Annotated in this window: 3 protein-coding genes; all 3 read left to right on the top strand. The window is 46.9% G+C overall.

Annotated elements, in window-relative coordinates; genetic code table 11:
• Positions 1-72 precede the first annotated feature (72 nt).
• Positions 73-15,633, top strand: a complete 15,561-nt coding sequence (locus tag ABCW47_RS11475) for a ZmpA/ZmpB/ZmpC family metallo-endopeptidase-related protein (RefSeq protein ID WP_343210072.1) — start codon at positions 73-75, stop codon at positions 15,631-15,633.
• 12 nt (positions 15,634-15,645) lie between these two features.
• Positions 15,646-16,155: a hypothetical protein gene (locus ABCW47_RS11470; protein ID WP_343210071.1), complete on the top strand. Its 510-nt coding sequence runs from the start codon at positions 15,646-15,648 to the stop codon at positions 16,153-16,155.
• A partial coding sequence (locus tag ABCW47_RS11465; RefSeq protein WP_343210070.1) for a hypothetical protein occupies positions 16,152-16,469 on the top strand: 318 nt, incomplete at its 3' end. The genes ABCW47_RS11470 and ABCW47_RS11465, both read left to right, overlap by 4 nt.

Raw genomic sequence — 16,469 nt, 5'->3', positions numbered from 1 at the left:
TTTGACGGGGCAGGAAGGGCAGCCTGAAAACAGGACAAAGACGGAAACGAAGATGGAAAAGGTGAGGGACAGATGAGAGAGATAAGAATCCGGAAGAGAGCAGACCGAAGATGGAGCTGGGTGGCAGGAGTCGTGGTTATGATAGCAGCCAGCGTACTGTTAATCAGCGGGGTGGGGCATGTTCTGGCGCTGCGGGAGAGTGGAAGAGAAATCGGAAGTATCGGAGAGCTGGAGAGATACTTAAGCATAGAGAGTGAAGAGTATGAACCAGGGGGGAAGTATGTCCTGACGGCAGATCTGGACCTGACAGGAAAAGAGATCACGATAGGGGATAACGTGGAGCCGTTCGTGGGAGAGTTAGACGGAGCAGGCCATGAGATAAAAGGATTGAGCAGGCCGCTGTTCGGGAAAGTAGGGCAGGGAGCAAAGATAGAGAACCTGGTAGTAGAAGGGACGATAAGAGAAGGAGAGCTGTACGGAGCGGGAGAGGGATACATAGAAGGGTATGGACTGTTAGCGGCGCATATAGAGGGAGCGGAGATACGGAATGTAGGAGCGGTAGGAGAGATCGAGATAGGGGATAGAGCCGAGAGAGAAGTGAGGGTAAGGAAGGGCAATGAAGAAGGAACAGATATTAATGAAGAAGGAAAAGGGAATAAGGAAGAATCGGGTAAACCAGAGACGGAAGGGAACGGGGAGGGTATAAAGAAGGAAGAGCCGAACATACCACAAGAGCCAGAGGCAACAGATTCGGCAAATCCGGAGACCGGGAGTAACGGAGAAGGAACGAATAAAAAGGAAGAAGGAATAACGAATAAGGAAGAACTGAGTAAGCCGGAGCCGGAGGGAAATCAACCGGAGCAGGGAAGCAACAGGGAAGAGTTAAGTAAGCCGGAAGGGACTGGAGAAGCTGATAAACCGGAGGAACCGGCAGTGGGTGAGCCGGAACCAGTTGTGGACCCGGTTGCGAAGTTATTTGGGCCGGTGAAGGCGATGGCAGCGGAAGCGGATATCGTAAGTCCGGAGGAAGATACGACTGGAACCGGGGAGGGGACCAATGTACCGGATACCACACCTACAACGCCGGATACCGGAGATACCGGAGCAGTACCCCAGCCGGGAGAGCCTGCGGAGGGAGAAGGGACAGGAACCCCAACCGACCCGGAGGTACCGACGGAGCCGGAAGCACCGGTTGATCCGGCGCCGGATCAGAAGGAAGATATCACCCAGCCGGAGGATACGGCAGGGGATGAATACATAAGAACGACGGCAGAAGAGGTCTATGCGGGCGGCCTGATCGGAGTGAGTGAGGGAGAGAGCCTGATCCAGAACTGCTATGCGTTCGTGAAGATCACGAAGAAGGGAAATGAGACCGCGGCGTCAGCCGGCGGTTTTATTGGCGTGTTAAAAGAAGGAGGCCGGATCGAGAACAGCTATGCGACGGGAAGTGTGGAAGGAGCGGCTGTACTGGGCGGTTTTGCGGGAATCAATGAAGGGGGAATCGGAGTCTGCTATGTATCGAATACGTTAGGGGCAGGAGAAGAAAGAGGAGCCTTTGCCGGAAGATACGGAGAGAGAGCAAGTGCAAAGGAATGTGCGTATGACTACCGGATGAGCTGCGGGGAGGATAAGGAGGCGCAGAGGAAGGGAACGGAAGAGCTGACGGGAATCCAGGACAGCCTATCCGGAGAGTGGCACTATACGGAGGGAGCGTATCCGCAGCTGCCATATTTTGCGTTAAACGAGAAGATAGAAATACAGAAGAAATCGAAGGCGAGCGCGATTGCGCTGCAGCTGGGAAGCGGAACGATAGAGGGAGTAGAAGGAGAGATCGAATTAGTCCGGGAGATCGAGGGAGAAGCGGTTGAATGGAGTGCAAGCGGGGATATCAGCCTGACAGAAGAGGGAAAGGCAGTTTTAAAAAGCAGCGCAGAAGAAGAGGGGACAAGTGCGCCCGAAGAAGGGATTGTTTATAGTGGAGTATTGCGTGCTGTGCTGGGGATGGAGGAGAAAACATTTGTTATTGCCACTGCGCAAAAGACAATTGTGAAAGAGGAAGAAAATAGTATAAAAATCTATAGTGTGGATGACTGGAAATACTATTTTACGGACATTTCCTCTACAACCATGTTAAATCAGGATATCGAGATTATGGCCGATTTGAACTTCAGCACAGTCAAAACTTCTGCTGCCACGGAGAGCGGATATCCATTTACCGGGACAGTAAAGGGAAACGGACACTCTATAACCGACATGAGTGCACCGTTGTTTGGATATATGGAGGACGTTGTTGTTGAAGATATTAGTTTGAGGGGTAATATATCGGAAAGCGGAACTGAGAGTTTAGGGTTGTTAGCCAGAAATATAGAGAGTAAACAAAAGAAAGTAACGATCAGTAATGTTAAAATTTATGGTTCGGTCACCTATACGGGAAAAAATACCGGGGTAAGGACTGGGGGACTTGCAGGGCAGATAACTGGAACTTCAGATAATATGATTTCGATTCTTAACTGTTATTCTGCGGCATCGGTAAAGGGATATTGGTATACAGGGGGAATAATAGGACGGGGATTTTATGTGAATGTTGTGTCATGCAATAATTCAGGAAGTTTAAGTAATGCTGTCCCGGCCTCTGGTTCCCAGGTATGGTATCTGGGGGAGATTTGCGGATCTCTGAGCTATGGAGCAATCACGGATTGTTCTGCTTATGGGTACATAAATTCAAATGGATCTTATAATGGAAAAGTCGTCGGAATAATTGACAATGCAGAAATCAGAAATTGTACTTCCACAGGATCGTTATATACAAAAAGCGGCGGCGGAGGAATTGTCGGATGGGCAGAAAATAATTGTGTTATAACCGATTGCGTTAGTTCAGATATCACAATAAATGGTGCTCGTTACAATGGTGGAATCCTCGGTTATGGAAAGCAGGTTAAAATAGAAAACTGTACTGCAGAGAATATTACATTTCAAAATATAGATCAGTATACCGGAGGGATTGCCGGCATTTTTAGCGAAGGGTCTGTAAAGGACTGTATTGCCGTAGGTATTAATGTGAAATCGTATTCGGATTCGATCGGAAATAAAATAGGGGGCCTGATCGGTGAGATAAATAAAGGTGGAAAAGAATTTTGTGAGATAGAAATAAGCAATTGTTCTGTTAATGGCTTGGTTCAGGGCAGATCTCAAGTGGGAGGTCTTGTTGGGTTTATTGATGGCGCTGATGGTGTAATTGAAAATTGTGTCAGTACCTGTGCGGTTTCCTCAGAAGTATTAAACGATGCAGGAGGAATTTCTGCCACAATTCGTACAATAAATGGGCTTGCCATTAAAAATTACGTTTTTAGTGGAACGCTGGATTCATTGGATAATAATGACAATGGATTTTATGAATCACTCAATGGTAACGTAACGTTCACAAATTGTTACTACAACAAAGAATTAGCCGGAATCCTCAACGAAAATGGAATGGGTATTTCAAATGAAGAAATGCTTCAGGGAACTCCTCTATCCGGGCTTGAAGAAGGTTCTGTATGGAAATGGGAACAGGGGAAATATCCCCACCTGACTCATTTTGCTGATTCAGAAGAAGAAACGATTAGAAATTGGGTAGCTGCTGTATCTACTCCTATCTTTTTAGCAGACGGAGATGCCGCTAATAAGGTATCAAAAGAAATAAAAATAGACAAAAATGCACCGGGCAGCTGGTCCATTGATCCATCTGCCAAATTTGACAAAACTCCCGACGGATTTGCTGTTAAAACAGATGGGGCGATGGGCACGGTAACGCTGACATATAATTGGCAGGGATATACCAAATTCTATAAGATGAAAACCTTAACTCCTATCCTGATAACTTCTCTGGAGGACTGGGAGAAATATTTAGGCAATGAAGCAACAGAAGCTGACTTAGCTAAGGCATATAAACTGGAATTTGCGGATGGAACATGTGATTTTAGCGCCTTAAAGGTCAGTGCGGCTTCTTTGGATAGTTATTTTACCGGCACGTTATATGGAAATAACCAGACGATTACAGGATTAAATAAACCTCTGTTTCAGAAGGGACGTCTGATGGAGGTCTATGACCTGACAATAGAAGGAAAGATAGAAGGAAAGTATACCAGCACCGCATTACTTGCTGCAAGCCTGACAGAAGCTGCAAGCACGTCAAACCGTACAAACCTAATTAAGAACTGTCACGCAAAAGGAAGTGTGACGAATGGAGAAAACTCAACAAGTTCAAGTACGGGAGGATTGGTAGGTTCCGTATCCGGCAGGGTTCAGTTAATAGACTGTTCTTCCGCTGTGGATATAGAGGGGAGTTCTGGTGTCGGAGGTCTGGTTGGATCTGTCAGTTCTGGATCTTACAACTATAGCGGTCCCAGAATAGTGATTAAGAATTGCTACATAGCAGGAAATATTAAAGGAACGGATAACGTTGGAGGAATTGCAGGCAATCTGTTAGGAAATGTAAATACCCTGGATGGGAAAGTCGAGAAATGTCTTTCTATGGCAGTGGTACGCGGGAATACAAATGTAGGCGGTTTAATCGGGAATCTGAAAATTGCCAGTATGAGTAACTGTTACTTTGGGGGAACCGTGGATGGGGTTGATTCCGTTGGAGGAATAAGCGGTCGGACCCATATTAGAAGTAAACGCTATAATAATATATTGAACTGTTTGTCTGCCGGGAGAGTGAATGGAGTTACGAATACGGGGGCTATAACCGGGCAGGCCACATTCGAAAGCGATGGAGATTCCTCTTGCTATCAGAACTGTTACTATGATACGCAGGCGGCGGGTACCGTTAAGGTAGGAAACGAGGCCGATGCAGGTGAATTTACAGGAATTATTGGGAAGAAAACAGCGGAACTAACGGGCGATGCAGCAAAATCGCTGCCAGGAATAGGGGAATCCGGTGACTGGACGTTTGAGACCATGAAGTATCCAATTCTAACAATTCCAGACGTTTCAGCGGCACGACTGGCATCTACAGCTATCTTGCTGGGGGAAGGCGATACTTATGAGCAGCTAAGCCAGAACTTTACGATAGATCCGGATGCGGGGACTTGGTCTGTAACCCCCAAGGGGGTTCTCAACATTAATGGGGGCAGCGTTGAACTAAATGAGCTGAGCGGCGGAAATCTGACCTTAATCTGCCAAAGCGGCGCATACGCAAAGTCCTTTGTCTTAAGTGCAGGCGAGGGAAAAGTGATAGTCATCGATTCTCTTGAAGCATGGGAACAAAACCTTGGCCGGGATGCAACGCCGGAATCGATGACAGCAAACTACCGTTTGGCAGACCGGAAGGGAGAGGTCTACGATTTTTCTGATTTATCTGCAAGTACCGGGAATACCTTCATGTCTTTTAAGGGTACTTTGGACGGAAATGGTCAGACTATCGTAAATCTTAATGTTCCTCTGTTTGGCATTGCGGAAGGTGTAACGATTCAAAACCTGACCGTACAGGGAAATATTGAGACGAAAAAGGCAGAACCTCAGGGGATGTTAGTCTGTGAGATAAAGGGAGAGAAGGCTTCTCATATTGCCAACTGTCATACCTCCGGCAGTATTTATGGAGGTACCTATATCGGCGGGTTGATTGGCAAAGTGACAGGAAATTCGGAACGGATTACAGAAATTACCGACTGTTCTTCAACTGCGGATGTAAACAAAGGCCGTACGGCATCGTATGCGGCCGGTGGATTGATTGGAAGGGCAGACTATATATTAATGAATACCTGTTTTGCGACAGGAAATGTTGTAGGAAGTCATTATGCTGCAGGCCTGATTGGAATGGGAGTCAGCAGCACGATAGATCAGTGCTTTTCAATCGGACCGGTAAAGTGTATAGATGATAGAGCAGGGGGATTTATTGGTTACGCTGAAAGCGGTAAGATTTCTAACTGTTATGCAGCGGGCCCTGTGGAAGGTATGCGTGCCGGTGGCTTTGCAGGATCTACCAATTCTACTGCTGCGATAGAAAATTGTTATGCCAGCGGAAGGGCAAAGAGTGAAAACTCTTATGCAGGATTCGCAGCTGGTGTTTCTAACTATACGCTGCAAAACTGTTATTATGACGCAAAATCAAGTGGCCTCTACGCTGATATTATAGGTATTACCCCTCTGACAACAACAGAGATGACAGGGACAGCTGCGATACCGGGGATAACAACTAACTCTGAGGTATGGACGAGAACAGCCGGTTATTATCCAGAATTGAATGTGTTTCACAATAACAGCGCCACGGCTGCGCTTTCTCAGCTTTCCGCCACTGCTATATTCTTTGAAGACAGTTCTGCGGATGCGACTGGTGTGACCGGATCTATAAGGCTGTCTTATGGAGATATAAGCGGATGGAGTCTGCTTCCGTCAGATATTATGGTGCTGAACACGGATGCCAGGACATTAACACCAAATTATAACGGCACTACATTATTAAATTATACACAAGGGGGCTATACCAAGACTTTCATTCTGGAAAGTATCGGTCAGTCACGTGTGATACGAAATCCGGAAGATTGGAATTATTATCTGGGCGCAGGTGCAAACAAGGCTTCACTTGGCGGAACTTATCAGCTGGATGTGTCCGGTGATTTTGACTTTTCGACGATACTGGACAGTGCAGGTGAGAAACTGGAATGTTCTTTTACAGGTGTGTTAGATGGAAATGGACAGCAGATCTATAATCTTACCGTTCCTCTGTTCGATGTTCTGTCCGGCGCGGCCATTAAGAATCTGAACATAAAAGGCAGCATAAACACCAGCAAAGAACGGACCGGTTTATTGGCAAACCAGATTGTCCTGAGTACGAATAAGAGCCAAATTGAAAATTGTCATGTATCAGGCAGTATACATAATTCACGGGAAGAATCTTATACAGGGGGAATGGTGGGTTACAGCGATACGGCGGTATTTGATGGCTGTAAGACTGATGTTGAAGTAACGACTCCTCTGTCTGTTTCCGCGGCTTCTTATACCGGCGGGCTGATCGGCAAAAGTAATAATGATTCAATTATTCGCTGTGAGGCGTTAGGAAAAGTTCAGGGTGTTTACTATACCGGCGGGCTGATTGGCTATTCTGAGAAATCAACAATTGAAGAATGTTACAGCGCAAGCATAGTTTCTGGAAAGAATTTTACAGGAGGAATGGTCGGTTACGGACTTAATTCAACCGGAGATAAACTTGTCATAGACAGCAGTGTGCAGGGAGAAACTTATACAGGTGGATTTACTGGATATTGGTATGGCAAAACGATTATGAACTGCTTTGTGTCCGGCAATGTACAGGGAATAGAATATGCGGGCGGACTTGGCGGTTATGTAGACATAATGAGCTGTTCCAATATAGTATGTACAGCTGCCGTTAAAAGAGCTGCGGCATGCGGCGGACTGGCCGGAAAATATAGGTCAGTAACATTTACAAACTGCTATTATGACAGGCAAATGTCGGGAGTTGAAAATGGAATCGGAGAAAACGCAAACATTTCCGGTATAACAGGTGCATTGACGAAAGATCTGATTGGAGTAACGTCATTGACCGGTATCAATGGAAACAGCCTATGGACACAGACAGAAGGCCTGTATCCGCAGCTTACAAATCTAACAGGAAATGCAGACTGCAAACTGGCGGCGGTTCCTTTAGTGCTATACGTGAACCCTGAGGATGAGACACAATATGATACGTTAAATAATGTGACTCAAAGCAGTGTATCACTTTTACAATCGGCAGGAGATAACGCATTGACCTGGACTGTCAGTGATCCGATTAATATGACAATCAGCGGTCATGAGGTGTCGTTTCTTAACGGGGGCGGATTTACTCTGACAGCTCATATGCCTGGAGCCAATCAGACAAAACAATTCAAACTGGATGTTTTTTCTTCGGCCATTGCCATTCGCAGCTTGAACGACTGGGAGAACTATCTGGGTGAAGGGGCCGACGCGAAGTTCCTTGATAAAGAATATTATCTGGATTTTGCGGATGGCGGCTGCGACTTTTCCGGTTTGACTCAGAGTGCCGGTTATAAAAATGCCTTTACCGGCGTCCTGGATGGCAGAAATCAGAAAATTACCGGGCTGAAAAAACCCTTATTACAAAAAGTGGAAGGAGCTGTGATAAAGAACATTGTTGTAGAAGGCGATATAGAAGTGGAAGATGGTTATTATACTGGACTGCTGGCTGGAACTATCGGCAGCAGTGCTGCTACCCTGATAGAAAACTGCCATAGCTCCGGCAGAATTTTTCAGCCTGAAGATATGTATATCGGCGGTTTGATTGGAGATATAAGAGGAAATGCAACAGTAAGGCACCGGATCGAAAACTGTTCATCCATGACCGATATAACGGCTTCTGCTTATGTTGGAAATTTGATCGGCTATGCGACCTATACGGATATTTCGAACTGCTTTGCATCCGGTACGGTGAAACATAAGCAAACGAATGTGGGCGGTTTTGCTGGATTTCTAAAAAATACGACAGTAGATAACTGTTATGCAACAGGCAGGATAACGAATAACGGACAACCGTTTGTCGGAGGATTTACAGGCTGTCTCTGGGGCGGATCAATTTCAAATAGCTTTAGTGCGGTTCAGATTACCAGTACAAAGACGTCTAAAACAGGTGCATTTATAGGAAATTTAAAGAGCACGGGATGCGCTCTTTCCAATTGCTATTTTGACAGGCAGCTTTCGGGTATGCTGGATGCCGTACCGGTGAATACCAGCAATATTGTACCCAGCCAGATCGATAATTATGTTGTCGGACTGAAAACAACAGAATGTCTCGGGCCAAATGTCCCCTTGAAAGATCTGGATGCCTGGCTATCGGTGGAGAATCGTTATCCGCAGCTGAAATTTTTTGCTCAAAATGCGGATACTGGGCTGAGTACCGCGTCTGCGGTATCCGCCATTCCTATTATTTTGGCGGAGGCAGAAAGTCCTTTTGCAGTCACCTCAGATATTACCTGGTTTACGGATATGGGGACCATTGAAACTAGCCCTGGAGGTATTCTGGAGGTTCAGGGCAACAAGATAAAAATTGGTGCAGGAGCAGCCGGGCAGCAACAGGAAGCGGTCATCAAGATTTCATCAGATGGTTATAAAAAAGAATTTGGAGTCAATATCATTGGAGATCCGATCAGGATAACCAGCCTTGCGGATTGGGAAACCTATCTGGGTAAAGATGCCACCGGGGAGACATTAAAGGGAGTCTACATTCTGGATTTTCCGGGAGGGGAAGCCGACTTCGGAGGCCTGTCTCCGGTAAAAAGTAATAGTTATTTGCAATTCAACGCTTTTATGGGTGTGCTGGATGGAAATAACAGTAAGATCTTCAATTTAAGCAGAACCTTGTTTTCCGATTTGTGCGGCGCAAAAATCAGCAACCTGATCGTGGAGGGAGATGTTGTTCCGGTAAGGAATAACTATGGCCTGTTGGCAGCGGACGCCGGAGATGCTTATGATACATTTCTGGAAAATTGTCATGCTATGGGGCGGATCAGAACGGAAGAAAATAAAAATTACTACTTAGGGGGACTGGTGGGAAAAGCATCCTCTGATGCGATTTATTTGAATCAATGTTCTGCAACGATTGAAATACAGGGAAAGGGCTATTATCTGGGAGGGCTGGTTGGATTTTCCAAGACATTGTGTATAGATTCTTCATTTGCCAATATTTATGCGGAGCATGATGAATCCGGCCGATATAACAATTATGCCGGAGGCCTTGCAGGGCAAAGCGATGTATTAAAAGCTGCAAATAGCTATGCCTGCGGAGTTATTAACGATGGAGATGTTATTGGAGGCCTGGTGGGATATGCAGATACATTGGAACTTAAGAACTGCTATGCATCGGATACGATAGCAGGGAAGAGTTATATTGGCAGCCTGATTGGTGTGGAGAATGCTGTCTGGATAGAAAACAGTTACTACGACAGCCAGATGACCGGTGCAAAGCCTACCTATGATTATTTCTATGAATATGGCAGGACAACAGAGGAACTGACAGCAGGTTCCCTGCCGGGATTTAATGACAGTAATATATGGTCGCAGGAGACCGGGACCTATCCTCAGCTTTATTTTATGAAGAATCACTTGAGCAAGGAGATCCGGGATGCTTCCCGGGTGTCTGTAGCGGCTTTGCAGCTGGCGGAAGATGACACGGTTAATGCCATGCGGGAAATTAAGAATTATTCCAGCTTTAATGGCTCCTGGAGTTCACAGCCGGACGATGCTGTAGCATTTCAAAATGGTACCGCATCCATTTTAAAGAGCGGAAAAGCAGTTATTCTATGTGAGCGGGACGGATACGAAAGAAGATTTTCTGTTTATATCAGAACGGACAGCGCTGCCGTGACTATACATAACCTGGCTGAATGGGAAACATATCTGGGCAAAAATGCGACGCCAGATGATCTGAGCAACATATATAAACTGGAATTTGAGAATGGAACCTGTGATTTCTCTGATCTTCAGGACAGCGCAGGAAGTATAAGCGGCAAACCCTTCACCGGTAAATTGTATGGTAATAATCAGACCATAACCGGCCTTGACAAGCCTTTGTTTAAGGAGATGAAGGGAGCATTTATCTCATCTTTAACCCTGCAGGGGACGATTGAGACAGCTCAGAGGATCGATTTAGGTCTACTGGCAGCTAAAGTAGTAAAGGGCGCCAGAACAGAAATCATAGATTGTCATGGAAGAGGAGAACTTAAGACAACCACAACCTCCACTTCGTCTTCGGGAATGGGCAACATTGGCGGTCTGGTCGGAACGATGGAAGGCCAGAACGGCATACTTCATTTGGTTCAGAACTGCAGTACGGACGTTGTAATTTCGGGCTATGCACTGCATGGCGGAATGATCGGAACGGGGCAGTATGTAACAATTGAGAACTGCAGCAGCAGCGTAAACTTGTCCAATGATAGAAACTATACTGCGGGTGGAATTATCGGTTCCGGTGAAGCATGTGTTATCAGGGACTCACGGACAGAAGGGATCATTGATGGATATAGCGCAGGCGGAATAGCTGGTTCTATCAAAAATAGCGGTACGATCACAGGCTGCAGCTTTTCAGGAACGATACAACAGGGGCGGAATGCAGGCGGAATAGCCGGTGTCGGTACCGATACTGTAATTAGCAACTGTTATTCTGAAGCAGAAATTAAGTCTGATTTTTATGCTGGGGGGATTGTAGGCGTTGCTACAAATGTTGAGATAGAAAATTGTTTTAGCAATGGTAGCTGCGTGACCTCGGGAACGAGTGGTACGGGCGGCCTGGTTGGCTATGCAAAGGGACTTAAAATGAGGAATAGCTATGCCGTAGGCTATGTATTATGTCTATTCAAAACAGGTGAAGGAGACTGTGGGGGTCTGATTGGTTCAACGGTTGGAGAATTGTCGTTAACGAACTGTTACTTTGCAGGACTTGCCGAGCAGTTGGGATGTCCGCCGGAGGATCGGCAGGCTGGGGGCCTGATTGGAAGATCAAACAGTGCGGCGACGAGTACCTTTATACAAAACAGTACGTTCGACAGTACCCTCTCCGGGTTGACGCAGGCGGTAGGCTCTGCAAATGCCGAGGATACATCCGGCTATGGGAAAACTACACAGGAAATGACAACCGGTGTGCTGGATGGATTTACAGCCGATCAGGGCTGGACCCATCAGGCGGGCGCCTACCCGGAACTAGAGATATTTCACAATAGTGGCAATGCAAAAGACGCATTAGCATCACGCATATCTTCAATAGCTGTGTATCTTACAAATGATATGAAAGGAAATGATTTCAGCGGTCCCTTTACTTTTGATTCGGGTTTGACCGGAACGTGGACAGATGAAAAAGAGTTCTTCGAATTCGGCAGCGGAACAGCAGCGATAAAGCCGGAAAAGGAAAAGAGAGCTGAAGTTGTTTCTGTTTATTACACAGAGGGAGAGAGTAAAAAGCCATTTGCGTTCCAACTTCATCAAAACAAAACGACAACGATAACATCGCTTCAGGATTGGGAAAATTACCTGGGAGCGCAGGCAACACCTCAGACGCTGGCACATAATTATAAGCTTGCGTTTCCAGATGGTTCCTGTGATTTCAGCCAGCTTAAGATGACAGAACTCTCTACGTTCTATGGCAGCCTGGATGGAAATAATCAGAGAATCTACGGACTAAAGATACCTCTGTTTGGAGATCGTGAGATTGTGAATGGAAGTATTTCCAATCTTAAGCTGGAAGGTGCGGTGTCGGGTCCGGGAATGCTTACAAGAAAAATTGCCGGGACGACGGTAACGAACTGCCACGTTAAGGGCGCGGTAGAGTGCAAAGAGTATTATTATATTGTTGGCGGTTTAGTTGGCTGGTCAGACCAAAGCACGGTATCCGAATGTACCGCTATGGTTAATGTAACAGGCTGGGGCATAGCGAGTGCAAATAGCTATGTTGGCGGTATCACAGGTAATACAACGAACAGTACGTTCACAAACTGTTTTGCGGTTGGAAAGATGGTAGGAGGGGCAAGAGTAGGCGGTTTTGTTGGCGATGCAGGCAGCAACTCCACGTTTAATCAATGTTATGCGTCTGCAACAATTATGAGTTCCTACGGAGGCGTGTATGCAGGAGGTTTTGCCGGAGTTATGTCTGGTTCAGGAGGAAGCAATTGTTATTCTGCCAGCATGATTTTGGTACCAAAAAATGGACAGGTAGGAGGCTTTACAGGCATTGGCAATGCTGTAAGCAGCTTTTATTCTGATGGCAGACTTGCCGGGGTAGGTTATTCGGGGAACTCATCAGGCAATAGTATAGCAACGGAAAATCTTACCGGTTCCGTTACCTTGCCGGGCTTTGCAGATAATAGCAGCTGGACCTTGTCAAAGGATGCTGATCTATATCCTCAGCTTACTGTTTTTGCTGAAAGTACGGATGATTATCTGAAACAATTATCAGAGATATCCGCAGTACCTGTATTTCTGAAATCCGATAGTTCAGGGCAGAATGTCCGGAGCGAACTGCATTATGATCCGTTACTGCCGGGCGCGTGGACGGTAACGCCGGAAGACGGAGTTAACTGGGATCAGAACGCGGGAACAATATCACCAAAAACGGCGAAGGAGGTCAGCATAAAATACTCAATCGGCGATAATCTGGAAAAAGTCTTTTATCTTAAATTTTTGGGAACAGATGAGGTTACCGTGATCCATAACCTGGAAGAATGGGAAACTTATCTTGGATACGGAGCTGATTATTCTACAACAAGTGGAAATTATCGGCTGGAATTCCCGGAAAATAAATGCGATTTTTCTTCTCTGAGTGGTTCGGCAGGTTCTCTGGATGTGATGGGGTTCCGAGGAACTCTGGATGGAAATAATCAAAAAATAACCGGATTAAAACACCCTCTTTTTGAACTGGTATCGGGCAACATTAAAGATATCACAGTGGAGGGAACGATTCATTCGGACGACGAGTTCAGTAAGGGCCTGCTTGCCAACAAACTTCTGGGCAAAAATGAGAATATCTCGATAGAAAACTGCCATGCTTCAGGATCAGTTGTTACCAGCCGGCGAGGAGAAAAACTAGGTACCGGGGGATTGATTGGCGAGGTAAGCGGAGGAGATTATGAAATAGCTATCGTCAATTCCTCTGCAGATGTTCATCTGGAAGGATATGGAGCTGTCGGCGGTCTGATTGGTTTGACAAACTCTTCCTATAAACTGGGAGTCCGGATGGAAGGCTGCTCCTCCAGAGGGACGATTACGTCCTTAGTTGGGGAAGGGTATTTTTACGGCGGTCTGGTCGGTTCGCTTAATAGAACAAATATGAAAAATTGCAGCGCGGCGTGTAACATTGAGGTTTACAACGGTACTGCGGGCGGTCTTATAGGAAAATCGGGTTCCTATTCGGAAATAGACAGTTGTTTTGCAATGAGTAATCTTAAGGTCACAAAGGGCAGTGCAGGTGGATTCATCGGATATGTCAGTGATTCGGGAGGAACCATAAGAAGTAGTTATGCATCTGGAAATATTGACACAGTCGAAGCTACTGCCGGCGGCTTTGTAGGGAGCATTGGGTATTGGGATATTAACACATATTATTTTAGCAATTGTTTTTTAACCGGTCAGGTATCCTCTGAAAATGGAATAAGGGGCAGTTTTGTCGGCAGTATTTCTCCAGTCTTTAGTAATAATGGAGAAATGCTGCAAAGGCACTTCGCGTCATGTACATACGATTCCTTAAAAACAGGCAGCAACATCAGCTGGTGTGGTAAATCAAATCTGGCTGAAAATTCAGTTTTTGTAAAGGGAATGAAAACGGATCAGATGACAGACGGTACAGGCTTTCCAGGTGTCGGTGGCAGCGAATGGATACTTGAACCAGGATTTTATCCGAGACCAAAATACTTTGGCGATCGGCCGGAGGCCGTACTCAGCTCTGTCACGGTATGGCCCTATAAGGAAGAAGGGACAAATGGACGCTACGATGCGTTAAACGGAATCACCAATGAATTTACAGTACCTCTGTCAGGAGCAGAAGGAGTACCGGTCAGCTGGTCCAGTTCTGACCCTGAGATTGTGTTCTTAAATGACTCCGGTGAATCGGTATTTAAGGGAAAAAAAGGTCGGGTTAAATTAACGGCAGCCTGTGGAGGAATCACGAAAGAATTTAACTTGAACGTAATACTCTCAATGAAATCAATGGATGAATTCAATGTAACGCTGCCCATTGTAGATTCTGCTGCCGCAGGAGAAGAGCCGGTCTGGAGTAAGGTGCTTTTGAACAATACCGAAGGAAAAGAGATGACGGAAAGCAGCATCCTGTCAACGGATGGGGAATTTAAAAATGGGGAGCCCTATGCCCTCGCCGATCCAGCCGCCATCACCGCCAACTACAGCACCTACGGTACCGTAAACGCCAACGCAAAGCTGGGCTTTGCCCTGGAGACGTCCTCAGGCACAGAGGTTGACCTGTCCCAGGCCGTTACCACGCCGATCACCGGTGTGACGGGCATCAAGCTCTACAATGCAGCGGCCTACAACTGTGCGGAAGACCAGTATTTCCGAATTATCCTGGAGGTGCCGGATGACCGGTCGGTGGCCATCAACGTGACCATACCGGGAATAACGAGCAAAAAGTTAGATATCACCGTACCCACCCCGACGCAGATCAGCCTGCAGCCGGGTATCCGGAGTAAGTCCTATACGGACGAGTGGGAGATAAAAAATGATACGGCGTATCCACTGGCTGTGACGCTGGCGTCTGTAGTACCGGGGAGCGTGCCGGGCGAAGAAGGCACACTTGGCCTAGTCGATCCGAGCATACCGATCCGTCCGGGAGAGGAACTGATTACCCAGGGAGTGAAGCTGGGCCTTGCCTACACGGAGGAGGACGAGGGAGAAAGCGTCGAGAAAGGGATCTATTATAATCCTGCAGAGGGAGCAGAGCAACCGGTACTGGGCCTGGGAGCGGGAAGAATCCAGAAGTTTAAGTACTTCCTGGAATACAGCCCCTACTATACAGGAACCCAGAGAACCTTCAACTATCAGTTAAAGTATGAGACGAAGATACCGGAATACGACATAGTACCGGGGAATCTGGCAGTAAAAGATGCGTCGGCGGGAACAGAGACCCCGCCGGCGGAGTAAGGGGGAAGAAGGTTGAGCAGAACGAAGAAGCACCTTCTTGCCGCCGGAATCCTGGGAGGCCTGCTCCTGATACTGGGAGCGGGAATCCTCCTGGGCTTAATAAAGCTTCCGAAAAGCCTGCAGGCCAGTCTTGACATGAGAAAAGAGACGGATGCGGTAAAGGGAAGCATAAAAGAAGAGAGCAGGGGAAAAGAAAACTTCCGGATTATCTTAAACCAGGTCCCCACGATCCGGGAGGGAGAGAAGGAATGCAGCCTGGAGTATGAAAATCCGGAGGGAAATGCCTATCAGGCAAGGGTAAGCCTGTACGATGAAGAGGGAAACCTGGTAGGGAACACAGGGATACTGAAACCTGGGGAGCAGGTAGAAAAGGTAAAGCTGAAGAAGAAGTATAAGGCCGGAGAATGGCCGGTCACAGCGCAGATCGACCTGTTTGAGGAAGACAATACAAACGCAGGGAAACTGACGGTGGGAATCACCCTAAGGGTACTGGAAGAGAAGGAGGAAGGGGAACAGAGATGAGAAGAAGAGGGAAAAAGCTGGCTCTGTTTGGCCTGGGAATCCTGACCGCGTTTGTGAGTATGGCGGGAGCGAAAGCATCGGAGGGGACGACAAGCCTGGAGATAACGATCGAGCCGATGCTGTTAAGCGTGACCCTGCCGGCAGAGGTGCCCTTTGTGCTGGATACGAATAAGACGGTGGATGTGACGGACGGGCAGACCCAGGCGATCAGCCCGTCCGAGGCAAAGATCATCAATGATTCCGCCCTGCCGGTAAAACTGAGCGTGACGGGAGTAAAGATAATAGACGGGCCGGAAGGATTTTACCTGGAGAAG

It is taken from the genome of Anaerolentibacter hominis, assembly GCF_032380675.1.
Lineage (GTDB): Bacteria > Bacillota > Clostridia > Lachnospirales > Lachnospiraceae > Anaerolentibacter > Anaerolentibacter hominis.
The sequence above is the reverse complement of the archived record's forward strand: the minus strand, read 5'-3'. Positions and strand labels throughout refer to the sequence as shown.

Bases quoted from the DNA above. Each gene is read 5' to 3' on its own strand.
- ABCW47_RS11475 (WP_343210072.1), top strand. From the start codon at position 73: ATGAGAGAGATAAGAATCCGGAAGAGAGCAGACCGAAGATGGAGCTGG.